This window comes from Brevibacillus agri (assembly GCF_004117055.1).
Taxonomy (GTDB): Bacteria; Bacillota; Bacilli; order Brevibacillales; family Brevibacillaceae; genus Brevibacillus; species Brevibacillus agri.
In genome coordinates this window covers 2056599-2079677 of the sequence record NZ_CP026363.1, presented here as the reverse complement: position 1 = coordinate 2079677, position 23079 = coordinate 2056599, and the positions used below count along the sequence as shown (strand labels likewise).

Annotated in this window: 24 protein-coding genes; 5 read left to right on the top strand and 19 right to left on the bottom strand. The window is 56.6% G+C overall.

All coding sequences use genetic code 11. From position 1 onward, the window contains the following. Positions 1-63 precede the first annotated feature (63 nt). From BA6348_RS10295 to codY, 10 genes are all read right to left on the bottom strand, one after another. A complete protein-coding gene (locus BA6348_RS10295) occupies positions 64-1503 on the bottom strand; it encodes a serine hydrolase (protein WP_122952670.1) in 1440 nt (479 codons plus the stop codon). Positions 1504-1555: 52 nt separating this feature from the next. Next, positions 1556-2668 (bottom strand): o-succinylbenzoate synthase, encoded by a 1113-nt coding sequence (gene menC, locus BA6348_RS10290; RefSeq protein WP_026557891.1) that lies wholly within the window; start codon positions 2666-2668, stop codon positions 1556-1558. Beyond that, the gene (locus tag BA6348_RS10285; RefSeq protein ID WP_005833607.1) at positions 2649-3656 is read right to left on the bottom strand and encodes an ABC transporter ATP-binding protein; all 1008 of its coding nucleotides are present in this window, start codon (positions 3654-3656) and stop codon (positions 2649-2651) included. Before BA6348_RS10285 ends, menC begins: the two co-directional genes overlap by 20 nt. After that, positions 3653-4636, bottom strand: a complete 984-nt coding sequence (locus BA6348_RS10280) for an ABC transporter ATP-binding protein (RefSeq protein WP_026557890.1) — start codon at positions 4634-4636, stop codon at positions 3653-3655. The genes BA6348_RS10285 and BA6348_RS10280 overlap by 4 nt, the downstream gene beginning before the upstream one ends. Before the next feature lie 13 nt (positions 4637-4649). Next, positions 4650-5504: an ABC transporter permease gene (locus BA6348_RS10275; RefSeq protein WP_122952671.1), complete on the bottom strand. Its 855-nt coding sequence runs from the start codon at positions 5502-5504 to the stop codon at positions 4650-4652. A 19-nt stretch (positions 5505-5523) separates the two neighbouring features. Next, positions 5524-6444: an ABC transporter permease gene (locus BA6348_RS10270; RefSeq protein WP_007783249.1), complete on the bottom strand. Its 921-nt coding sequence runs from the start codon at positions 6442-6444 to the stop codon at positions 5524-5526. A 21-nt stretch (positions 6445-6465) separates the two neighbouring features. Next, positions 6466-8076: an ABC transporter substrate-binding protein gene (locus BA6348_RS10265; protein WP_007783246.1), complete on the bottom strand. Its 1611-nt coding sequence runs from the start codon at positions 8074-8076 to the stop codon at positions 6466-6468. A gap of 27 nt (positions 8077-8103) precedes the next feature. Continuing rightward, positions 8104-8976: a MurR/RpiR family transcriptional regulator gene (locus tag BA6348_RS10260; protein WP_005828200.1), complete on the bottom strand. Its 873-nt coding sequence runs from the start codon at positions 8974-8976 to the stop codon at positions 8104-8106. A gap of 6 nt (positions 8977-8982) precedes the next feature. Further along, complete coding sequence (locus tag BA6348_RS10255) at positions 8983-10476, bottom strand: M81 family metallopeptidase (protein WP_122952672.1); 1494 nt, start codon at positions 10474-10476, stop codon at positions 8983-8985. A gap of 277 nt (positions 10477-10753) precedes the next feature. Then, positions 10754-11530 (bottom strand): GTP-sensing pleiotropic transcriptional regulator CodY, encoded by a 777-nt coding sequence (codY, locus tag BA6348_RS10250; protein WP_005828198.1) that lies wholly within the window; start codon positions 11528-11530, stop codon positions 10754-10756. A 191-nt stretch (positions 11531-11721) separates the two neighbouring features. Between codY and BA6348_RS10245 the strand changes: the two genes are divergently transcribed. Continuing rightward, entirely contained in the window at positions 11722-11823 is a 102-nt protein-coding gene (locus BA6348_RS10245; protein ID WP_035317240.1) for a YjcZ family sporulation protein, read from the top strand. A gap of 78 nt (positions 11824-11901) precedes the next feature. On the opposite strand, the gene BA6348_RS10240 is transcribed toward BA6348_RS10245, so the two are convergent. From BA6348_RS10240 to BA6348_RS10220, 5 genes are all read right to left on the bottom strand, one after another. Beyond that, positions 11902-12678 carry a sporulation protein gene (locus BA6348_RS10240; RefSeq protein WP_005828196.1) on the bottom strand — a complete coding sequence of 259 codons (777 nt, stop codon included), beginning with the start codon at positions 12676-12678 and terminating at the stop codon, positions 11902-11904. A 58-nt stretch (positions 12679-12736) separates the two neighbouring features. Then, positions 12737-13282 (bottom strand): sporulation membrane protein YtrI, encoded by a 546-nt coding sequence (locus tag BA6348_RS10235; RefSeq protein ID WP_005828194.1) that lies wholly within the window; start codon positions 13280-13282, stop codon positions 12737-12739. Continuing rightward, positions 13279-13590 (bottom strand): YtrH family sporulation protein, encoded by a 312-nt coding sequence (locus tag BA6348_RS10230; protein ID WP_007783237.1) that lies wholly within the window; start codon positions 13588-13590, stop codon positions 13279-13281. Before BA6348_RS10230 ends, BA6348_RS10235 begins: the two co-directional genes overlap by 4 nt. A gap of 161 nt (positions 13591-13751) precedes the next feature. Continuing rightward, on the bottom strand, positions 13752-13976 hold the full coding sequence (locus BA6348_RS10225) for a hypothetical protein (protein WP_005828188.1): 225 nt from the start codon (positions 13974-13976) through the stop codon (positions 13752-13754). A 1-nt stretch (position 13977) separates the two neighbouring features. Next, the gene (locus tag BA6348_RS10220; protein WP_005828186.1) at positions 13978-14235 is read right to left on the bottom strand and encodes a hypothetical protein; all 258 of its coding nucleotides are present in this window, start codon (positions 14233-14235) and stop codon (positions 13978-13980) included. Between the two features lie 58 nt (positions 14236-14293). On the opposite strand from BA6348_RS10220, the gene BA6348_RS10215 reads away from it, so the two are divergent. Beyond that, positions 14294-15541 (top strand): MFS transporter, encoded by a 1248-nt coding sequence (locus tag BA6348_RS10215; RefSeq protein WP_025843932.1) that lies wholly within the window; start codon positions 14294-14296, stop codon positions 15539-15541. Continuing rightward, positions 15542-15679, top strand: a complete 138-nt coding sequence (locus tag BA6348_RS26625) for a hypothetical protein (protein WP_005828182.1) — start codon at positions 15542-15544, stop codon at positions 15677-15679. A 106-nt stretch (positions 15680-15785) separates the two neighbouring features. Here BA6348_RS26625 and BA6348_RS10210 read toward each other — a convergent pair whose 3' ends face one another. Both BA6348_RS10210 and BA6348_RS10205 read right to left on the bottom strand, forming a co-directional pair. Next, positions 15786-16295 (bottom strand): hypothetical protein, encoded by a 510-nt coding sequence (locus BA6348_RS10210; protein WP_005828179.1) that lies wholly within the window; start codon positions 16293-16295, stop codon positions 15786-15788. An 18-nt stretch (positions 16296-16313) separates the two neighbouring features. Continuing rightward, the gene (locus BA6348_RS10205) at positions 16314-17393 is read right to left on the bottom strand and encodes a M42 family metallopeptidase (protein WP_005828177.1); all 1080 of its coding nucleotides are present in this window, start codon (positions 17391-17393) and stop codon (positions 16314-16316) included. A gap of 154 nt (positions 17394-17547) precedes the next feature. Here BA6348_RS10205 and BA6348_RS10200 point away from each other — a divergent pair, with 154 nt between their 5' ends. Next, the gene (locus tag BA6348_RS10200; protein WP_005828175.1) at positions 17548-18369 is read left to right on the top strand and encodes a GNAT family N-acetyltransferase; all 822 of its coding nucleotides are present in this window, start codon (positions 17548-17550) and stop codon (positions 18367-18369) included. A 387-nt stretch (positions 18370-18756) separates the two neighbouring features. Beyond that, positions 18757-20049 carry a BaiN/RdsA family NAD(P)/FAD-dependent oxidoreductase gene (locus BA6348_RS10195; RefSeq protein WP_122952673.1) on the top strand — a complete coding sequence of 431 codons (1293 nt, stop codon included), beginning with the start codon at positions 18757-18759 and terminating at the stop codon, positions 20047-20049. Between the two features lie 250 nt (positions 20050-20299). On the opposite strand, the gene BA6348_RS10190 is transcribed toward BA6348_RS10195, so the two are convergent. Both BA6348_RS10190 and BA6348_RS10185 read right to left on the bottom strand, forming a co-directional pair. Continuing rightward, on the bottom strand, positions 20300-20500 hold the full coding sequence (locus tag BA6348_RS10190; RefSeq protein WP_005828171.1) for a hypothetical protein: 201 nt from the start codon (positions 20498-20500) through the stop codon (positions 20300-20302). 6 nt (positions 20501-20506) lie between these two features. After that, on the bottom strand, positions 20507-22987 hold the full coding sequence (locus BA6348_RS10185; protein WP_122952674.1) for a septation ring formation regulator EzrA: 2481 nt from the start codon (positions 22985-22987) through the stop codon (positions 20507-20509). Positions 22988-23079 lie beyond the last annotated feature (92 nt).

Genomic DNA, 23079 nt, shown 5'->3' with positions numbered 1-23079 from the left:
ACGCCGCCAAAAAACGCGCCCCTCACAAGCGAGTGCCATGCTTGCAGGTGCGCGTTTCTTCCATTATACTTTTTGCTCTGTTCCTACCAGTATCTTCGGCAACTGCCGGAAGCCGAAGCCCATCCGGCTGATCGCCCCTGCCTCGTCGCGGTAGAAGTGGATGTACGAATCTGTCTCTCCCCGCTTCCAGACGAAGCCGTCTTCCCCTACAGGACGCAGCGGGACTGTAGCGCCCATCGCCTTCAGCACGAGCGCGTTTTCTTCGATGGCAACGGTGACATTGGCGCCTTCCGAGGAACGGTATTCTCCGGCGTAAGCCGCAAATCGCTCAGGCGGCAGCTCGTAGTCCGCATACGGGAACGGAGGGGTCGCCGCAAGCTTTCCATTGTTTGCATTCAACAAGCCGTGCATCAGATCGGTCACGGGGGCACCATCGACATTCATGAGAATCGCCCCGGTCAGGTTGCGTTCGGGAATGGCGAAAATTTGCGCGCTGACCCCTTTGATCGCTCCGCCGTGCTCGACGAGCGTCCCTCCGTGGCAATCCGTGCCGATCATCAGCCCGTAGCCGTAGCCTTGGAAGGGGCTGAGCGGGGCGTGGGGCGTCGTCATCGCCTTGACACTGGCCTCGGAAAGCAGCCGCTTGTCGCCCACCAGTCCCCCTGTGCGGAACAGCTCCGTATAGCGCAGCAAATCGCGTATCGTCGACTTCAAAAAGCCTGCCGAGCGCATCGCCGGAGCGTCCCACCACGAAGGCGAGCGATACACGTCTCCGCCGTCTTCCGGGCTTTTGCGGGTGAACAGCGTCGCGACCTGCGCATCGGCTGGCAGCTCCTCGATCAAAAAGGCGCTGTGCGTCATGCCAGCAGGCGCCAGGATGTTCTCGTGGACAAACTGCTCGTACGTGCTGCCGCTCACCCGCTCGATAATGACCCCGAGCAAGGCGTAGCTGTCGTTTGAGTAGCTGAACTGCTCGCCCGGCGCGCCGAGCAGTTCGTAGTCGAGCTTTGCCAAATAAGCGAGCATCTCTTCTTTTGTCTCGATAGCTTCGGCTTTTTCTACATCCCATTGCAAGCCGGAGCTGAAGCTGCGGTCGGCTGCTTCTTCCGCCATGCTGTTTTTCATCGCGCCGACGAGTGTATCCAACGGAGGGAAACCTGCGGTGTGGGTCATCAGATGATGGATGGTCATCTCGCGGGTAAAAGCTTCATTCGGCGTGCGCAACTCGGGAATATAGGTGCGCACCGGGTCGTGGACATTCAGCTTGCCTGCTTCCTGGAGCTGCATGATCGCCACGCACGTAAACGATTTGGTCACCGAGCCAATGCCGAACACCGTATCTGCGGTCAGCTCCTGCGCGTCCGCCGTATCGTCGGCAAGCCCGAAGCCGTGGAAATATTCGAGCTGTCCCTGTTCCGCCAGTCCGACTGCCGCCCCTGTGATTTTCGCCTTGGAAAGCAGGTTTTGCGCATACTCTTCAAACGATTCAACCCACACCGCCATCGTTCTTCTCCCCTTTTTCCCTTTCTTTTAGAAAAATCGTGAAGCGCGGCTGTTACGGCCGGAAATTCGCCGAGCGGAGCACGTAGTTGCCAATCGCCCGCGCATTCAGCGCGTAGCCGATTCCCGGACCATCCGGCACGGCCAACTGCCCTGGAGCGATCAGCTCGACACCGCCCTCCACGATGTCTTCCTCCCAATAACGGCTGGAGGCCGCTGTATCGCCCGGAATCGTGAAGTTTGGCAGGCTGGTAATGGCGATATTGTGCGCGCGGCCGACCCCTGATTCGATCATGCCCCCGCACCAGACCGGAATGTCATGCGCCTGGCAAAAATCGTGAATCCGCTTGGACTCAGTCAAACCGCCGACGCGGCCGACTTTGATATTGATGATGCCGCAACTGCCCAGCTCGATCGCTTTTCTGGCGTCCTCCACGCTGTGAATGCTCTCGTCGAGGCAAATCGGCGTGGAAAGCTCGCGCTGCAGCTTCGCATGGTCGATGATGTCGTCATGGGCCAACGGCTGTTCGATCATCATCAGCCCGTATTGATCCAGCTCTTTCATCACGTCGATATGCTCCATCGTGTAGGCGGAGTTCGCGTCGGCCATCAGCGGCACATCGTCGCCAAACTGCTTGCGGATTGCGCGAATCAGCTCCACGTCAAACCCCGGTTTGATCTTCACCTTGATTTTTTTGTAGCCTTCCGCGAGGTGACGCTCCACTTTTGCCAGCACCTGATCGACTGTCGGTTCAATCCCGATGCTGATGCCGACGTCGATTACCGATTTGTTTCCCCCAAGCGCCCTGGCAAGCGACACCCCTTTTTGCTTGCTGTACAAATCCCAAATGGCCCCTTCCAACGCCGCCTTCGCCATGTTGTTGCGGCGGACGGGAGCAAACAGCCGATCCACGTCCTCCGGCGTCTCGATTGGACTGGCAAACAGCTTCGGAATGAGAAAACGCTCCATCATGTGCCAAACAGTTTCGGTCGTTTCTTCATTATAATAAGGGTCCGGCATCGCCACGCTCTCGGCGTAGCCGACTTCCCCTTCTCCGTAGACGCTAACCAGAATCAGCTCCTTGACCACCGTGTAGCCAAAGCTTGTTTCAAAACGGAAGCGAAGTGGTATGTGCAGTTGCTGCAGCTCAATGCGCTCGATTTTCAATGATCTTCATCCCTTCTGTTTCATATAGATGGCATGCGACAAAATGGCGGGGCTGGATCTGGCTGGGAACGGGACGAACCGTGCGGCAAATCTCCGTGCTGTGCGGACAGCGCGTATGAAAGGAGCAGCCTGCTGGCACCCGCGAAGGACTGGGAACGTCGCCGCCAAGCACGATCCTTTCCTTTCGGCGAAAAGGATTGGCTTTTGGCACGGCAGACATCAGCGCCTGTGTATATGGATGCAGCGGCCCCGTAAACAAATCTTTTTTGTCCGCGATTTCCACGATGCGCCCGAGGTACATGACGGCGATTCTGTCGCTAATATGGCGAACGACGCCTAGATCGTGGGAAATAAACAGGTAGCTCAGTCCGAGTTGCTCCTGCAAATCTTGCAGCAGGTTGACAATCTGCGCCTGAATGGAGACATCCAGGGCAGAAACCGGCTCGTCTGCCACAACCAGCGCTGGCTGAACCGCCAAAGCGCGCGCAATCCCGATCCGCTGTCGCTGACCGCCGCTGAACTCGTGGGGATACCGGGCCGCGAACTGCGGATTCAGCCCGACCAGTTGCAACAGCTCCTGCACCTGCTCCCGCCGATTGGCGGACGACAGCTTCGGCTCTCTCACGCTCAGCGCTTCCTCCAAAGCTCCCTGCACCGTCATCCGTGGATTGAGCGAGGCGTACGGGTCCTGAAAGACAATTTGCATTTTTTTGCGAAAAGAGCGAAAACGACGCTCCGGCATCGCCGTTATTTCTTGGCCTTCAAAGTGAATCGTCCCGCCTGTCGGCTCGATCAGGCGCATGATGCTTCGCCCCGTGGTCGATTTGCCGCAGCCGCTTTCTCCGACAAGCCCCAGCGTCTCCCCTTTTTTAAGCTGAAAGGAAACTCCATCGACTGCCTTGATGACTTCGCCACTCTTGCCGAGCAGTCCTTTCTTCACGGGAAAATACGTCTTCAGATCGTTTACGGATAACAAAATCTCGCTCATACCGCCATCTCCTCTTTCGCGTACAGCCAGCAGCGTACGGCTTGTGTGCCTTGGCCGGAGAGCGGCGGCTTTTCCAGGTAGCAGCGTTCCATCGCCAGCGGACAGCGAAAGCGAAAGGCACAGCCCTCTGTCACTTCGCCGAGCAACGGGACGCTGCCTTCGATCGGGTCCAGTCGTTTTTTCTCTTCCTCATCCAGGTCGGGGATGCAGCGCAGCAGCCCGGCCGTGTACGGGTGCAACGGCTGCGTAAACAGGCTGGCGACATCTGCCTCCTCCACGATCTCCCCGTAGTACATGACCAGCACCCGATTCGCCATTTCCGCGACGACTCCAAGGTCGTGCGTAATCAGCAAGAGCGAGGTGTTGGCCTTTTCCTTCAAATCGTTCATCAGCTCCAGTATTTGCGCCTGAATCGTCACGTCCAGCGCCGTCGTCGGCTCGTCGGCGATCAGCAAATGCGGGTTGCAGGCCATCGCCATCGCGATCATGACCCGCTGCTTCATCCCTCCCGACAACTGGTGCGGATATTCGCGCATGATTTCCTCGGCGCGCGGAACCCCGACCTTTTTCAGCATGGCAATGGCCTGTTCCCGCCGTTCTTTTTTGGACAAATCGGTATGCAGGCGGTAAACCTCCTCTAGTTGCTTGCCGATGGTGTGCACCGGATTTAAGGAGGTCATCGGCTCCTGAAAAATCATCGCGATCTCTTTGCCGCGTATCTCGCGCATCTCCTTTGGCCCCAGCTTGCCAAGCTCCCTGCCTTGAAAGCGGATGCTGCCCTCCATCTGCGTGGAGGAACGGGACAACAACCCCATGATCGCAAGCGAGGTCACGCTTTTGCCGCAACCGGACTCTCCTACCAAGGCGACCGTCTCGCCTTTTTTGAGCTGAAAAGAAATGCCTTGCAACGCGGGCAGCACGCCATTTTCCGTCCTGAACTTCACCCGCAGGTCATTGACCGCAAGCAACGCGTCTTTCATTTTCCATCCTCCCTTACCTCGTTTTCGGGTCCAGGGCGTCACGCAAGCCATCGCCAAGCAAGTTGAAGCCAAGGACCACCAGCATGATCGCCATGCCAGGGAAAATGGACATCCACCAGGCCTGACTCAAAAACGACTTGCCGACAAAAACCATCGCCCCCCATTCCGGCATCGGCGGTTGGGCACCGAGCCCGAGAAAGCTCAGGGCGGCAGCGGCCAAAATGCTGACGCCAAACTGAATCGTCGACAGCACGATGATCGGCGACAGGATGTTCGGCAAAATGTGCTTCAAAAGAATTTGCCAGTCGCGAATCCCCAGGGCGCGGACGGCCTCGATGTACTCCTTTTCCCGGATGGACAGGACGGCAGAGCGCACGACCCGCACGTACGACGGAATGACCGCAATCACGACGGCAATCATCGCATTGGTTAACCCCGGCCCGAGCACGGCAATTACCGCGATCGCCAACAGCAGGGCGGGAAGCGACATGAGAATGTCCATCCCTTGCATGATGAACAGGTCGAGCTTGCGGTAGTAACCGGCGATAATGCCGAGCGTGACGCCAATTGCCGTAGAGAGCACGACCGCAATCAGCCCCATCAAAAGCGAGATCCGCCCGCCGTGCAAGAGCCGGGAAAAAATGTCGCGGCCAAAATCATCCGTCCCCAACAAATGCGTAAGGCTGGGCGCAGCCAGGCGTTGCTCAAAGTTCATCTGCTCGACGGAGTGCGGCGCAATGACCGGCGCAAACAAAGAGGCCAGCGTAAAAATGAGCAGGATGATCGCTCCGGCCATGGCGGTTTTGTTGCGCCGCAATCGTTTTCCGATCACCGACCAGTAAGAGGATGTGTGATGGCTGTTGTTCACGGTTATCCTGCTCCTTTCCTTAGTCGAAGTGGATGCGCGGATCAATCCGGCTGTAGATGAGGTCCACAATCAAGTTGGTCAGGGCAAAAATCAGCGCCATGAAAAACACCATCCCCTGCACCGTCGGCATGTCCCGCTTGCTGATCGCCTCGATGGCCAGACTGCCGATGCCTTGCAAAGAAAACACCGTTTCGACCACTACCGCTCCAGCCATGAGCGAGCCGAATTGCAGGCCGATCATCGTCACAACCGGGATGATCGCGTTGGGCAAGCCGTGGCTGAACACGAGAGAAACGAGAGACGCTCCTTTTGCCTCCGCCGTCCGCATGTAGTCTTGCTTGATGACTTCGAGCATGCTGGCGCGCGTCATCCGGGCGATCATGCCCGCTTCGGCCATCCCCAGCGTGATCGCGGGCAAGAGCAAGGAATGAATGCCCTCGTAGCCGGAGATCGGGAACAAGGCGAGCTTGTAAGCGAAAATCCAGATCAAAAACAGCGCGATCCAAAAGCCCGGCGCGGAAATGCCGACCAAGGAGGTCAGGACGACCAACCTGTCGACAAACGTGTTTTGTTTGACGGCGGCAATCGTCCCGAGCAAAATGCCGAAGATCGCGGCAATGACGACACTGAGCACAGCGAGCTGCATCGTGATCGGGAAGCGCGCGACAATTTGCTCCCACACGCTCTCCCCGGTAAAGAGCGAGGTTCCGAGATCGCCCGTCAACAGTCTCCCCAAAAAGCTCGCGTACTGCTGCCAAAGCGGCTGATCCAGCCCGAGCGAAGCGCGCATCTGGCTGATCGCTTCCGGCGTGGCAAACTGTCCCAATATTTGCGTTGCGGGGTCGCCGGGGATCAGATGGACCATGAGAAAAATCAGGACAGAGACGCCAAGCAGCGTGCCCAATAGAGAAAGCAGCCTTTTTGCGACATAGCGGCGCATGTCTTCACCCCTGCTTTTTGCCTATTTGTCGAGCGTGACATCATTCAAAATGAAATATTGCGTGTACGGATTAAGCGAAAAGCCTTTAATGCCCCGTGTCGCCGTCACCAGCTCGTTCACCCAGAGCGGCACCCATGGCGACTCGTTCAGCAAAATTTCCTGCGCTTGTTCGTAAATGCGGATTCGCTCCTCTTCGCTTGCCGCTTCCCGGCCTTTGTTGAGCAACTCGTCCAGCTCCGGCTTCGTGAAGTGCATGCGGCTTGTGGCATTGCTCTTTTCAAAGATGAGGTAGAGGATGTCGGCATCGAACCAGCCGTAGTACATCAAAGCCATGTCGTACGACTTTTTGCTGATGCGGTCTTTGATCGTCGTCATTTCCTGCACGGTAATTTTCAGGTCGATGCCCGCTTCCCGCAACTGGCTCTGGAGAATTTGCGCGGCGCGCGAAAACGCTGGCTCCTGCGACACGAGCAGCTCCACAGACAACGGCTTGCCATCCTTGTCGACGATGCCGTCGTTGTTGCTGTCCGTCCATCCGGCGTCGGCAAGCAGTTGCTTGGACTGTCCGAGATCGCGGGTGTACATTTGCTTGGCCTTGTTCTCAATCGCCTCGCTGTAGCCGAAAATCGTCGGTGCCAACGGGCCGTAAATCGGCTTGCCGAAGCCGTTCAACGCCACGGCAACGAGCGGGTCGCGGTCGACGGAGAGCGCTACGGCTTTGCGCAGGCGCACGTCGCCAAACAGCGGATGCTGGTTGTTGAACGCGATGTACTTGATGCCGATGTCCATCATTTTCTGAATCTCGACGTCAGGCAGTGCTTGCAGCTCGGCGACAGCGTTTGCTGGAACGTCGTGCAGCACGTGGATCGTCCCTTTTTTAAATTCCATCAGGCGGGTATCGTCGTCTTTCAAAAAGCGGAACAATACGTTGTCTACGTGCAACGGCCCTTTGTTTGTCGCGTACTCCGGCCCCCAGTTGAAATCCGGATTTTTCTTGTACAAAAGCGAGGCGCCGCGTTCGCGCTTTTCGAACTGGATCGCTCCTGTGCCCGATGGTTTGTCGCCAAAGCCGTCGCCAAGCTCTTTTGCCGTCTTGGCGTCGATCGGAGACACCAGCCCGCTAATGACGACGTTGATAAACGGGGCGAACGGCTTGGAGAAATGAATTTTCAGCGTCTGCTCGTCCGCTGCCTCCACTTTTTCGATCGGTCCCGCAATTCCTTTGACCGGGGAGATTTCCAGCATCCGGTCGAACGATTCCTTCACAGCCGCCGCTGTCACAGGCTCGCCGGAGTGAAAGCGCGTATTTTTGCGCAAAGTAAACGTCCACGTCTTGCCGTCCTGCGAGATTTCGTACTTTTCCGCGAGGCGCGGGACGATTTTCCCTGTTGTATCGCGGGTCAGAAGCGGTTCGTACAAAAGGCCGTTCTCATTGCCCAACCAGCTTGTCTTGTGCAGATCGAGCGTATCCGGTTCAATCAGCGAGGAGATGACGAGCGTGTTATTGCTCTTGCTCGTCCCGTCGCTATCCGGCTGAGTCGTCTGGGTTGCCGTCTGCGCGGAGCAGCCTGCGATCATTGCTGTTGCCAGCAAGACGCCAAGCGGCCCGTTTTTCCACCAGCTTTTTTTCATGCCTTCATCCCCTTTTTTCTCTCACCGTCACATATCGGTTTCTCCCACGAAGGGATAAATTTGGCGACTCGTGTTCTCGTAATGGCGCAGCCGCTCCTGCACCTGCTCGCCGTCGGCCTGGACCACGCCGCTGACGAGAATGTTCAGCATGGAAAAAATCGCGGTCATCCCTTTCAGGGCGGTTGGCGCAGGGGCGTACACCTTCAAGACTTGATCGGCAATCGGACCGACCGGGGACAGCTCGTCGTCGGTAATCCCGAGCACGACAGCGCCCCGCTCCTTCGCCGCCTTGGTGAACAAAATCGTTTCGTTGACGTAGCGGGGAAAAGAGAGCGCAATCACCAGCCAGTCTGCATTGATCTGGGTCAGCAAATAGTTCGCATCATCGACAGGGCCGTTGTACAGGTGCGCGTTTCCTTTTACGACATTGAGCGCAAAAGCGAGCCAGTGAGCCGGAGCGTAAGAGCTGCGGAAGCCGACGACGAGAATGTGCTTGGCGGACATAATGCGCGTGATCGCATGCTGAAGCTGCTCCTTTTGCAGCCCGCCCAGCGTTTGCCGGATGTAGGCGACATCTTGTTCCAGGTTGAAGGAGAGCAGATCGTCCTGTCCGCGCAAATTTTCCGCCGCCGCCCGCAGGCTGCTGATGGCGTCTTCTTTTTGCACTCGTTCGAGCAAGGAGCTGCGAATTTCATTTTGCAATTCGCTGTACCCGGAGTAACCGAGCGCGTAGGAGAGGCGAATGACTGTCGTTTCGCTCGTCCCACTCAGCGCTCCGACCACTTTGGCGGGCTTTTGGGCTACGATTTGTGGTTCGGCGAGAATGTATTTGGCGGCCAGCTTCTGCTGGTTGGTCAATTCCGGATAGTGCTTGCGAATGCGCTCCTGTACGTGTTCCATCGTTTTCTACTTCCTTGTCAGTTGTGGTAGGTTCGGATCGGTAATCGGATCGAGCGGGTAAAGCGGCCGGTTCGCCCGTTTGTACTCGAAAAAGCGGAAGTTCAATGTCGTCAGGCCAGGCGAATCGACCGTGATGACTTTGGCGCTGATCGGCTCGAAGGCGGCGCGGAAGTGCGTGCTCGATTTGAGCGCAACGATCTTGTAGCGCGTGACATCAATCCCGTGCAGTTGAAAAATTTGCTCATCGAGCACCTGCGACTTGACGGAGCAGACGATCACGTCCACGCCCCCGATTTGCAGGCGAACCGACTTGCCGTAGTCGGCCCGGGTGCCCCGCCCCATCGGCGTCGTCGCCACGAACTTGCCGTCGGTCAGCGCTTTGACATACGCCGTGACTTCAAGCGGCTCGCCGTGCAGGTCGTCTGTTTTCCCGCCCAGGCTCAGCTCGAGCGTGGCTCCGACTCCCGCCGCGAACGCTTGCTGCACCACCTCGGGATCGTACATGTAGCCGAAGCAGGCATCGGTCAACTGCGCTTCGAGCATGGCCCGCAGCAGATGAGTTCCGTCGCCGGGGGTTCCGCCGCCCGGGTTGTCCGATGTCTCGTTGATGACGATCGGCCTGCCTTCTGTCGCCAGCGCTTGCGCGATTCCCTCGGCAGGCGTCGGCATGATAAGCTCGAAGTCGTCCCGCCGTTCCCACACGAGCCGCGCCACATCCTCGCTCACTTTTCGCGCCAGCTCGCTGTCGTTGTTCGTGACCGCCAAAACCGCCACTCCCAGCTCGGGAATGTCCGTGTACGGAAAGCCGTGAAAAAACGCGCAGTCGATGACGTTTTCTTCCTTCTCCCAAGCCCAGCACGCTTCGTTGATTTCGCTTGCCGGAAAGTGGTGGGTAGCAGAGGTCGGGATCAACAAGGGCAATCTGGTCAAATGCATCGTCGGCTTCCACTCGCCGGCGACCATTTTGCGCGCGACATCAATCGCCTCCTGTCCACGCTCATAGCAGTCGACGTGCGGGTACAGATGGACGCCGAGCAGCGCGTCTGCTTCTTCCACCATCTGCGGCGTCATGTTCGCATGCAGGTCGAGCGTGCCGACCAGCGGAATCTCGTAGCCGACTACGCCGCGCACGGCCGCAAGCAGGTCGCCTTCCATATCGTCAATTCCTTCGGCGACGCCAGCCCCGTGCAGGGCAAGACAGATGGCGTCGGCGCCCTGTGCCAGACGCAGCCCTTCCAGCAGTTCGGCCTTCATCCGCTCGTACGTGTCGCGCGTGATCGTGCCTGCCGGATAGGCAAACGTGGAAAAGGTCGGCAAAAGCTCAATGCCCAGTTCCTCCGCCCGGTCGATCATTCCCCCTAAAAAGTTTCTCACTTTGCGGTTGCGATCCAGGATGACTTGCTGATGATCCCACTCCCAGCTCTGGAACAGGTCTAACGTGGAAGGAACGTTGGAAAACGTGTTCGTTTCGTGCACGACGCCGCCGATTGCCACTTTCAATCCGATCTCCTCCTCAATCGCTTTGCATTTTGAAGTTTAGACTTTAAATTTTGATTTTTTTGAAGTTATTCCTTTTGGCAAATTATATCGGCAAAAAAATCACGAATCAATGATTAATTCATGAACTTTTTTCCAGTTGGAATGTACTCGTTGAGCGGCAAAGGACTTGCCCCTTCCTTTTGGCAAAACGTGTTCCCGCCTGTTCGCGCCTCTGCCCGCGCACGCAAACAAAGGCCCTCCCGTTTTCCGGGAGAGCCTTCTGTCTAAGCGCTGCGAATTACGATGTTTTCCACTTCGCCAGTTCGGATGGGAACTTGTCGTTGAGCACTTTGATATATGTACCTTTCATGCCGAGCGAGCGGGACTCCAGCACGCCTGCGCTGGCCAGCTTGCGCAGCGCGTTGACGATGACGGAACGAGTCAGACCCGCCTGGTCTGCCAGTTGACTGGCGACGAGCAAGCCTTCGCGCGCGTCGAGCTGCTCCATAATTTTTTCAATGGCGATCTGTTCGCTGTAGGACAGCGAAGACAGGGCAATTTTGGCGAACGTTTTGTCGCGCACTTCATTTTCAATCTGCTCTGTGCGCTGGCGAACGATCTTCATCCCGATGACGGTCGCGCCGATTTCGCCCAAAATCAAATCCTCGGTTTCAAACTCGCCATACGCCCGCAGCAGCACGAGTGTACCCAGGCGGCTGCCGCCTGCATTGATCGGCACGATGGTCGTCATCATTTGCGGGAACAGCCCTGCCAGTTCTTTTGGCACGAAGCTGTACGGACTTTCGATCGACTCGTTTGCGAGCGTCTGTGTCACTTCCAGCAGTTTTTGATGTATGCCGCTTCGCAGTTGAGTGGAAGACTGGCCTTCTTCATTCAGCGAAATTTCCTGGTTCAAGCCGCTGCCGAGAATCGTGCCGTCCGCCGTAATGATGTACACATTTGCCGAGATGACCTCTGACAGCAACTTGGCGAGATCCTGGAAGCCTACGCCGCTGCCTCCCATTGTTTTTTGCAGCATCACATTAATTTTCCTGGTTTTTTCCAACAAATTCATAATAATATCCTCCTTGGATTTCTTCATGCTCACAGTATTGTCAGAAAAATCCAGCCCTATACATCCAAATCAAAAAATTAGAAAGACACCTCATGGAACCGGCTTTTGCCCCAAAAATAGGTGTATGCCTGCACACGTTTGCCCTGGCCTTCGACTATGTTATAGAGGGAACAAACATCACGTCACGAATTATGGGAGGATTTCAAATGGGGCTGTTTAACGGAGGCTTTAACGGATTTGCACTGATTCTCGTCTTGTTCGTCCTGTTGACCATCGTTGGCGTAGACGACTAATCGTCCGCCTTGTCAATCCACGAAAAAATGGCTGTCTGGTTCGCATCCCAGACAGCCTTCTTTTTTGCTTTCCCTTGTTTAACGCAGTTGTTGCTTGATCTTCTGCTCGATGGCATCGGCAATCACGCGAGTCGGCTTTTGCAGATCGGCCTCGTAAAGCCGGAAGCGGACATAGCGTTCGTCGAGGTTAAACGCTTCTTCCCAGGCGCCCAGGAAGCCACGCGCGCGCTTGTCGAGCTCCAGCAGCACTTCCAGCTCGCCTTCGCGCAAGTAAAAGACGACTTCCAGCTCCTCCAGACGGCTACGGTATGCCCCTGTCGGACGGAACTCAAATTCCTGCACAAACGGATACGTGCGGCCCAGGTGGCGGTTGTACTCGCAGTCGACCTTGTACAACTGGAAGCCAATCGACTGGACCGCCTCCAGTACTTTTGCCATCAAAGGATGCGGACGCACTTCGATAAAGTCGGAGTCGCCCGGATCAATCGCGTTTTTAATATCCAATCCCGTCCGCAAATAAACGGGTTGACGTCCCATAGTCAGCGGTGTCTCATAAGGAAGCTGGAACGCAAAAGGCAGTACCTTGTCCTCCTTCGGCTGCAAATAGACGCGCTCAGTCAGACGGTACTTGACCAGCGTGCACTCTTCCTTCACCTTGTTGTCATTCACTTCGCGTTCGTAGTGTGTGATAACGTACATGTAGATTTCGTCGATTTCCTGCGCTACGTCTCCACCGGAGATGTGCACTTCGCCTTTTACGAGGTCTCCAGGAACGAGGGACTCCTGCTCCAAACGGGCATCGACTTTGGCCGCTCCGATTCCGACACTGGCCAGCAACTTTTTGAACATGGACATGTACTCGCCTCTCCTTTGCGTTCACCCCAGATCTTGCGACAGATCTGCCTTCAGGTTTCTATGTAGAAATATACGGGGGAAGAAAAAGAAAGTTTCGCGCTATCTTTTGCCAGACATCGTCGGATATGACCTCTGCCGTCACAAACACTTGCAGCGTCCGCGCGATAAACACGGTCTTGATCCGCACCTCCACCATCGTCTGGTCGGACAAGACATACTCCCGGCGGCGCAGCATCTCGTGCAGCACCTGGTGAACCTCCGCGACCTGCTCTGCTTTTTTGCCTTTGAGCGAGGCGAAGTCTTTTTCGATCAAATCGACCACCTGCACGACGATCGTCCCGTGCAGCGGCTGCTTCTGGTCCGCCGTCAAGACAAAGGCGCGGACTTCCTCGATGACCTGATCCTGCTTTTTGCGATAGACCCGCTGGTTTTGCTTCAGCTCCTGATTTTCCTCGTACAGCTTTTTATTTTGCAGCTCCAGGCTTTTGCGGACAAGCATCATCTGCTCCATCTCGCGTCCGTACACAAACAAAACCGCCGTTCCGCCCAACAGGCAGCCGATGAGCAGGAGAGCGAGATAGCGTTTCCACAGGACGATCATCATGAGCGCACCTGCACGAGCCACTGCACGCAAATCGTCCCGATGTGCGCGCCCAAAAACGCGACGACGATCATGACGAGCTGTTTGAACACAGGCGAAAAGTTGCCCATCAATATTTTCTCAATCTGCAAAAACGAGTCAAAGGTGCCGCCCAGAGCACCGACCAAGCCCCAGATTTTCAACTGGTCCGCAAGCTGGACCATCGAAAAAAGCGGAGGCTTTTCCGTCAAAAAGGCGCCCAAGCCGCCGCACAAAGATCCGCCCACGACGATGCCATAGGCCACAAAAAAGGTCAAAATGACTTGTGCCATGCTGTTTTCCCACCCTCTCGACTGCGCTGCCTATGCTTATCCCTACGCAGCTTGTCTGGCTTTTATGATTGAAAAGCCGCTGCCAGGCCCGCGCGAAAGGATCGGCTGCTTGGACAGGAAAAAAAGATGGCATGCTTTTGTCGGCAGCATGCCACATGCGCTCACGGCTTGTTCTTGCCCCACCTGCGCAGACGCCTCTGAATGCGCGGCGAGTTCATCACCATGAGATCCATAAACAGGTTGACCATATTCGGGTTGCTCAGCACCTGTTTGAACACTTCCGGATTTTCCTTAAACCATTGCTCGTTGGCCTTGATCCAGGCTTTGAAGCCCTGATTCGAGCGATAGTGATTGTTCAAGCGGCGAACCGGCCGATATGCGCTCATCTCAATCTATCCCTTCGTCAAAGAATATGGAGAGGAGAAAGATGATAACGATAATCCAGATCACCGTTTCAAAGCCATCCTGGTTGAAAAAGCCGAAACCTTTCATGACAGATCCCCCCTTCACGCTGGCTCGAACCGTCGCACCTGGCATACCGCCCATGGTACCTTTCTCTATAGGTATATGTATCGGGGAAAAGTTTGGATTGGACATATGCCTGCCTGTCGCGCACATTTGTACGCTCGCCCAATTTTGTTGCATAGAGACAAACCTCTTTCACTCATACTAGAAGAGACGATACCAACAAAAGGAGGCGATTATGACAGCCTCGAGTGGAGCTCTCTGGCGTAACAAGCCTTATTTGATCCTGCTATTGCTCGTTTTTTTCATGCACCTGGCCTCGTATCTGGTCATTCCGGTCTTTCCGATCTTTTTGCAGAAGGTGCGGCAGTTGCATCTCGCCCAGGTCGGCTTCATTTTGGGCGCGGGCAGCATTGCGTACCAGATTGGCAGCCTGATCGGCGGGCCGATGTCGGATCGCTGGGGCCGCCGCGCGATCATCACGCTTGGCGCACTGCTTCAAGGAGGGGCCATGCTCGGCTATCACTACAGCGCGTCGTACGGGCTTTTTCTGCTGTTTTCCTCCGTGAACGGTCTGGGGCTTGGCCTGTTGGCCCCCACGATCAAGGCGATGATTGCCGATGAGGTGGCGGAAGCACAGCGTACAGCCGCTTTTTCGTGGCGGGGGATTCTCGCCCACAGCGGCATTATCGTAGCGGGTCTGGTCATTACCTGGATGACGTCCGTCGGCCAGCAACCGTTTATGATCGCAGCCGCGGTATTTGGCCTGCTCGCCGTGCTGACGTTTTTTTCCTTGCCAGATGATCGCTGTGTCGGGCCTGCCTGCCGCCACACGCCGATCTCGGAATACCGGCATATTTTGAAGCACCGCAGCTTCCTGTTGTTTTCCGCGATTACTTTGCTGATTTGGGCGTTGTATGCGCAATTTACGATGATCTTGCCTTTGCGCGGCGAGCACGTCCTGCATTCCGCGACGCTCATCGGCCTCGTCTGGACGATCAACTCGCTCGCTGTCGTCCTGCTGCAAGGCTTCGTCTCGCGCTTTGTCCTTTCGCGAATCAACCCGTATGTGGCGCTTGCCGCCGGAACGACCTTGCTCGGCGCGGGCCTGACCTTGATGGGCTGGGCCAATCAATTCGTCACGCTCAGCGCCGCAGCCGTCGTATTTATTGTCGGCGAAATGCTGTTCATGCCTGTCCAGGATTCGCTCGTCACTCATTTTGCCAAGGAAGAATGGCTCGGAGCGTACTTCGGCTTCTCCAACTTCGTATCCGGCGTCGGCACGGCTCTCGGGACGAGCATCGGCGGCACGATGGTGGAAAAGCTCGGGGGAGTCGGCAGCCGAAGCCCATGGATCGGCTACGGGATCATCACGCTTTTGCTCGCGGCGCTGCTCGGCTTATTCGCGATTTATGCGATGCCGCGCCACAAAAACCCGGAGCAGGCTCCCGAACCGAAATCGGGAAGAAAGGAAGGTGCCACGTAAATGAGCAAGCAAAACAACCAGGATCAAGCGGGGAAAATGCGGGAGGCAGACCGCAGCCCCCAGCCGAAATCCGTGCAAAACGACGCCCCCGGCTACGGGGACAAAAAGCTGGAAGGGCCGGATCGCCCTGCTACTTGACGGATTGCCTGTGCTGCATCGCCGCAAGCCGATGCGCAGACGAAAAAGCCATTTCCCCTGGATCGGTGGAAATGGCTTTTTTTCTTGCTCGCCTGTTTTGGCCTGTTCAGTTGATCGACACGAGCCTGTACGGTAGCGAAAACTCGTCGAGCTTTTGCAAAAAGGCCTGGCTTGCGCTCTCGTCAGGAGCTATCAACTGCAAATAGCGCGTGAAGTAAAACACAATCCGGTCCTCGCTGCCCTCCTTCAAGCGGTAGTGCGAGAGCGTGGCAATGTCTGTGAGCCCGTAAAAAAACGCATAGCGCTCAGGGGTGAGCGGCGCCTGAAACGAGCGGCTGACGACGATGCCGTTGCTGCGGTTTTCCTTGCTGTTGTCTTTCGTCGCCCCGAGAAAACGCAGCGTCTCCGCAGCGCGTCTCGCCCCCAATTTTTCCGCCAGCATGCTGTCGTTGTACTCCACTTCCACATCGGTCAGCCGCTCGCGTACAGACTCCAGCATGGACATCAGCACTTTGCGGACAGCCAGATTTTCCGTGGCGAACTGGTTGTCGAAGACGTTAAATTCGTAAGACGTCGCCTGGCCCTGGCGCTTCGTGTACAAAACAATCGCGTTCAAAAGCGCCACCTCCCCTCATTATCTCGGCAAAATCGACGCAAAGGTCGCCCGATCCAGCTTGCGCACGATGGAGAACAACAGCCGCTTGGCCGCTTCGTAATCGTTGCGGTCAATGATGGACGCATGGCTGTGAATGTAGCGGGAAGGGATGCCGATGACAGCCGACGGCACGCCTTTTCCGTGGTTTTGCACGACATTGGCGTCCGTAGATCCTTTGGCCACGTAGTACTGGTACGGGATGTTCTCCTGCTCGCAGGTCGAAATAAGCAGTTCGCGCAGTCCCAGCGGCATCATGTACAGCGGATCGTATATGCGCATCAAAAGGCCGCCGCCCAGTTTGCCGCCTTCGTCTCTCACGCCGGGAATGTCCGTGGCCGGGCTGGCGTCCAAAGCGAGGAACAAATCAGGCTCGATCGCAGCCGCGGCTGTTTTCGCCCCGCGCATGCCAGACAGCTCTTCCTGGACCGTAGCCCCGACGTAGACGACGTTCGGATGGCCCGGGCGCTCGTGCAGCTCTTTTGCCAGTTCGACTGCCAGGCTGCAGCCGTAGCGGTTGTCCCACGCTTTTGCCATGAGGCGGTTCGGATTGGCCATGACCTGCAGCGGGCATACCGGAACGATCTGCTGTCCCGGACGCACGCCTGCCTGCTCGGCTTCCGCGCGCGAGTCGACGCCGATGTCGATAAACATGTTGCGAATGTCCATCGGGCGATTCCGCTGGTCTTCACTCAGCACATGCGGCGGAATCGAGCTGATGACGCCCTCGATCGCGCCTTTTTCCGTGATGATCTGGACGCGCTGGGCAAGCAAAACTTGTCCCCACCAGCCTCCGAGCGTCTGAAACGAAATAAAGCCTTGGTCGGAAATGCGCGTCACCATGAAGCCGACTTCATCCATATGTCCGGCCACCATGATTTTCGGACCGTTTTCATCGCCGCGCATTACCCCGAGCATGCTGCCAAGGTTGTCGTAGACAAATTCGTTTGTATAGGCACCTATGTATTCCCGCATGATAGCGCGGACCGAACCTTCGAAGCCTGGCGCTCCCGGCGCTTGTGTCAGCCGATTCCACAGCTCCCATTGAAAGTCGTTTTCCATCGTGGTCAAGCCTCCTGTCATCCCTAGCAGATGTTTGTCTGTCTCTCCTATTATCCGCAAGGCTGCCGGGGGATGCAACCGTTCCCAAGCAGGAATGTGCCTCCCTTTGTTCGAATGAAGTAAAAACGAAAACCTGGATAGGAGGAAAAAGCAAATGGCAATCACCTTGCGAAAACTGACCGAGGCGAGCGAAATCGAGCAACTAGAAACGATGGAAGGAAAAATATGGGACCCTTCGTCGGCCATTCCGTACCACATGACGCTGACGATGCACAAATTTGGCGGACTGTTCCTCGGGGCGTTTGACGGGGACGAGATGATCGGCTTTTTGTACAGCTTTCCCGGCTATACCAACGGCGAGACGCATCTCTGTTCCCACATGCTCGGCTTTTTGCCCGCGTATCGCAAGCAAGGACTCGGAGTGAAGATGAAGTGGCTGCAAAAGGAAGAAGCCAAAGCGCTGGGCCATTCCAAAATCACCTGGACGTACGACCCCCTGGAAACGGTGAACGGCGTCCTGAATATCGTCAAGCTTGGCGGAATCGTCCGCACGTATTTGCCCAACTGCTACGGCGACCTCGACGACGACTTCAACCGCGGCCTGCCGACTGATCGTTTTCTCGTCGAGTGGTTCATCGACAGCGGACGCGTGGAAGCCCGCCAGGCAGAAGGCGCACCGCGCCGTGCCTACGACGCTGCCCCTGACATTTTGCGCTATGAAATAGTCGACGGCCTTCCGGCTCCAGTCGCTTTCGACACCGCGCATGAAGAGCCTGTCTTGCTGCTTCCAGTCCCGGCCTTTTTCCAGCAGGTGAAGCAGGCGGACATGAACATCGCCTCGGCCTGGCGCGAGCAAACCGGCGAGCTGTTCACCAGCTACTTCGCCAAAGGCTACATCGTCACAGACATCGTCCGCGATGAAGCGGTTGTCAGATACGTGCTGGAGAAAAAGCCGCTGTCTGCGGTACTTGGGTGAGTTGGCGTTGGGGTGGGGTTCAAACAGTCTCGCTCTTTTTGGGTAAAAGCACCCTGTCTTTTTGGCGCGTGGCAGGCGCGGTGAAAAGCGTCCTGCCCTTTTTGGCGCGGTATGCTGGCTTGTGCTTCCAACGTTCCCACCTTTTTGGCGCGACATGCGGCCTGTGCTCCAAACCCTCCACCTTTTTTGGCGCGGTATGCTGGCTTGTGCTTCCAACGTTCCCACCTTTTTTGGCGCGACATGCGGCCTGTGCTCCCCACCTGCCCCCTTTTTTAGCGCGACATACACGCTTGTGTTCCCACCCTCCCCCTCTATCTGAGCGCTAACATAGCCTCTTGTGGTAAAATGAAGGATGCCCTACCCTACAACATAAAAGGACGAGAATACATGAATCGATCACAGTACGACTATGACGTTATCATTATCGGCGGCGGGCCGTCCGGGCTGATGGCCGCTGTGGCGGCGTCGAGCCGGGGAGCGCGCGTCTGCTTGGTGGAAAAAGGCGGCAAGCTGGGACGCAAGCTCATCATTTCCGGCGGCGGCCGCTGCAACGTGACCAACGCCAAGGAGCAGGACGAGCTTATCAAGCAAATGCCCGGCAACGGCCGTTTTATGTATAGTGCGCTTGCGCAATTCGGCAACCGCGACATCATTCAGTTTTTTGAGGAACTGGGCGTCGCCCTGAAGGAAGAGGACCGCGGGCGGATGTTTCCCGTCACCGATAAAGCAGTGACGGTCGCCCAAGCGTTGATCGACCGGTTGAAGCAGCAGCATGTCGACATCCGGCTGAACGCTCCCGTGAAGGAAGTTGTCTACGAAAACGGCCGAGCCGCAGGCATTTTGCTGCAATCCGGCGAAAAGCTGACAGCCTGCTGCGTCATTATCGCCGTCGGCGGCTGCTCGGTGCCGCAGACAGGCTCGACGGGAGACGGCTACGCCTGGGCCAAGGCGGCAGGCCATACGATCACGGACCTGTATCCGACAGAAGTGCCGCTCACCGCAAACGACTCCTTCATCCGCGACAAAACGCTGCAAGGACTGTCCCTGCGCGACATTACAATGACCTTGTACGCGCCGAACGGGAAAAAGATCAACACCCAGGAAGGCGATATGATTTTCACCCATTTCGGCCTGTCCGGGCCAGCCTCGCTGCGAATGGGGCACTACGTCTCCATCAGCCAGCGCAAATACGGCGCCGTCCCGCTGGCGCTCACGCTTGATCTGATGCCTGCCAAAAGCCAGGAGGAAGTCAGCGCAGAAAGCTGGAAACTACTGGAGGAACAGCCAAAAAAAGCGGTCAAAAACGTGCTCAAAGGCTACTTGCCGGAGCGAATGATTCCGCTCATCCTGTCGCTCGCCCAGATTGCCGAGGACACGACGTTGAGCCATATGAAAAAGCAGGAGTGGGCAAGTCTTGCGGGCATCATCAAAGCATTTCCGCTGACGATCACGGGAACGCTGTCCCTGGAGGAAGCTTTTATTACAGGCGGCGGCGTCAGCGTCAAGGAAATCGACCCGCGCACGATGCGCTCGAAGCTGATGGACGGCCTGTATTTTGCCGGCGAAGTCATGGACGTGCACGCCCATACCGGAGGCTACAACATTACTATCGCCTTTTCCTCGGGACATGCGGCGGGCACGCACAGCGCCGAAGAAGCTTTGGAATTTTTTTGCGAATAACGTTTAGGAAAACACGAATCGGGGAAACTAGGAGGCAGGTACTCTTTTTTGCGAAAGAGTAATCAGCACCTTACTCCCCCCTAGTTGTAAGGTGCTGGTTATCAGACCTTTACTCCCTTTATCTTCCCTATATGGAGCATCGCCTCGTGAGCGGTGCTTCTTTTTTTGTTGCGCAAAAAAACACCTGCCGCCCGCGAGAATCGCGTCCTCGTTGCTCGTGCGACAGGTGTTTTTGCTTGTGCTCTTATCCCTATCCGGCCAACCGGAACAAATAAGCGAAGCCAGCCAGCATAAAGGCCAGGCCGAGCAAAAAAAACGTGTTGGCCCGCTGCTTGACCCGCTGTTCATTGCCCCGGAAATACGCGTTCATTCGCGCCTGCCATCTTTTGGTGCGCGGCTGGAGCATGACGAGAACGCCCGCCGCGATCAGAAAAACGGGAAGGAGTTGCATGGATGCTCACCCCTTTTTCTTTCTGCGCAAAAGCCAGCGGTTATCCGCCTCGGCTGGCGCACCTTCCACGACGAGACGCGCCTCCTCCGCCAACTGGTAAGCTTCCGTGAAGGCCAACTGCCTGAACGCCTGCTCCGCTTTGGTCAACAGCTCATTGACGTGCCGGTTTTGCCGGCGGTAGCGGTTGGTGTACTGGATGGCTCCCTCCGCCAACTGGCAGGAGGAAATCGTCTGCTCGGCCATCCGCTCGGTTTCTACGACCAGTTCGCGCGCATCCTGAATCAAAATCGCCACTTCCTCCAGATCGTAGCGGTATTGCTCCATCACCATCTTGATCCGCCCCAAAGTCTGGACGACTTCTTCAAACATATATTTGAGCTGATCCGGAATGCCCGGCAAATAGCTTCGCTTGATCTGCTGGCGCACGCGAACGAGCGTGCTGGAGATGCGCTCCAGCTCGTCGAGGGCATCGTCCTCGGTTTCGATCAGCAAATAATCCGGCTCTTCCTCCAGATGAGGCTCCTCCAACTCCGGCTCCGCCTGACTCTTCGGAATGACCAGCTCGTATTCGGTTTCCTCTTCGTGCTCACGGCTTGCCTGCTGGGCGGGCGCATGGGGCACCGAGGTTTTCTCCGGCTTCGCAGGCCGCTTGACTGCCTGCAACAGCACAGCCCGTTCTGCCTCGCTCAACTGGTCGCTCGTCCCTGCCTCAGCCTCTGCGTGTGCGGACAGATCCACCGCTTCCTCCTGCTTGGGCGCAGACAATCCTTGCGCCTCGCGCCCGAACGCTTGCGGCTCTCTGTCGATGACAAGTGGCTGCGCTGTCTCCTTGCCAGCCAGGTTCCACGCCTCCGCAGCCTGCTCGATGATCGCTGCGACCTCCGCTTCGCTGACTTCCCGTTCTTTTTCTGCCAATGCACTGTTCGTTCTTTCCGGCTCTGCCTCATCTGCGAGCGGCTCCTCTGCAAGCACAGGCGGCTTTTCCAGGGCTGGCGCCGCAGCGGCTGCTGCCTCGTGCTGAGCGAGCACGCCTTCTTCAATGCTCTGGTACGTCGTGTCAAGCAGCACGTCAAACGCCTTGGAATGAGTCATGACCATCTCCAGATTGCCCTCTTCCAGCGCGGTTTTTGCGGAGGAAAGCAACTGTTTGGCCTGCAGCAGCGCCTTGTCCAGCGAATCCTGCTTCAAGTCGAAACCGTCGCGCGTCGCCTGGCTGATTCCGTCCTCCAGTTGCTTGAACTCTTCCGGCATTTCCTTTTTCACGCGCTGCACCAGCGCCGGAATCTGCTCCATCGCTTGGCCGACCCGCTCCAGAATCTGCTGGGCCTTGAGCGTCGTATCGTAGGCGCCAATATCGTCGCCCGCCGCCCGCGACGTTTTCACGAGGTTGCGCATCGTCTCTACTTCGTCCAGCGACGCTTTCAGTTCGTGAAAAGCCAGTCCGTATTCCAGCCGCAAATCGGACAGGCGGCGCTCCATCTGCTCCACCTGCTTGCCGATCTCCGGGATGACGACCTTGTTTTCCTGTTTGGCAATCGCTACCTTTGTCGTGTCTTCCTTCAGGTCGTTCAGCTCATCCTCGATCTGCGTCAGCGTCTGCCGCGCTTCATCGAGCATGCCCAAAGCCAGGGAAAACCGGAAACGGTCGCACGCTTCCTCCGCATCCAGAATCATCATCTCCACGTCTGGAATGCGGATGCGCAGCAAGTTTTCTTTTTTGTCAGCCAGGTGGTGGTAGCGCACCTCTGTCATTCCGCTGGAGCGGCGCAACGGCTTTTCCACCTCGATGACGTTGATTTTTTCGACCAGCTCGTCCTTCCAATCCTCTACATCATCGACTTGCTTGAAGATCCCGCGGCGGCGAATCATGGCGTAGATCAGCATGACGGACAGCACCGCGAACACAGCTCCGAGCGCGTATATCCACCACGGAATGCCGCCGAGCGCGTCTTTTTCTTCCGGCTGCTCCTGCGCTGCCGCATCAGCCGCGCCCGCAGTCGTTGCAGCCTGCTTGTCGGAAAGGCTGCTCAGCTCCCGGTTCACTTCCCCGATCACAGTCTGAATGCCGGTCAAATACTGCTTCTGGTTGCGAAAAGGATCGTAGTACGACGCGATTTTGTCGTGCAACAACTCCATCGTCACGCCTTTGTTCTGCAACGCAGGCCCTGCGTACATCCCGATCTGCTCCGTGTTGTAGTCGAGCACGACCATCATCGCGTCATCAGCCAAATTGTAATTGTCAAACAGCTTCTGCGCGTACATGTCAGGGGATTCTGCTTCCGGAGCCGTGCTTTCCACCACGACAACCTTGTAGCTGCCAGGCAAGTTTTGCATCGATTTTTCAAACTTCGCCTTTTCGTCTTTTTTCAAATAGTTGTCGGCGTCCTGCACGACCTCATCGGTTTTGTCCGGAAAAGGCGTAGCGTACGCCGGATTCGTGTATAGCAACATGCCTGCCAGACAGAGCAGGAATAGTCTTCGTTTCACTTGTCAAACATCCCCTTTAGAAAACTTGGCTGCGCCAAAGCCATTGGCGGAGCCTTCGCTGCACTTGTGCAAAATAAAGTCACAGGAGAGGG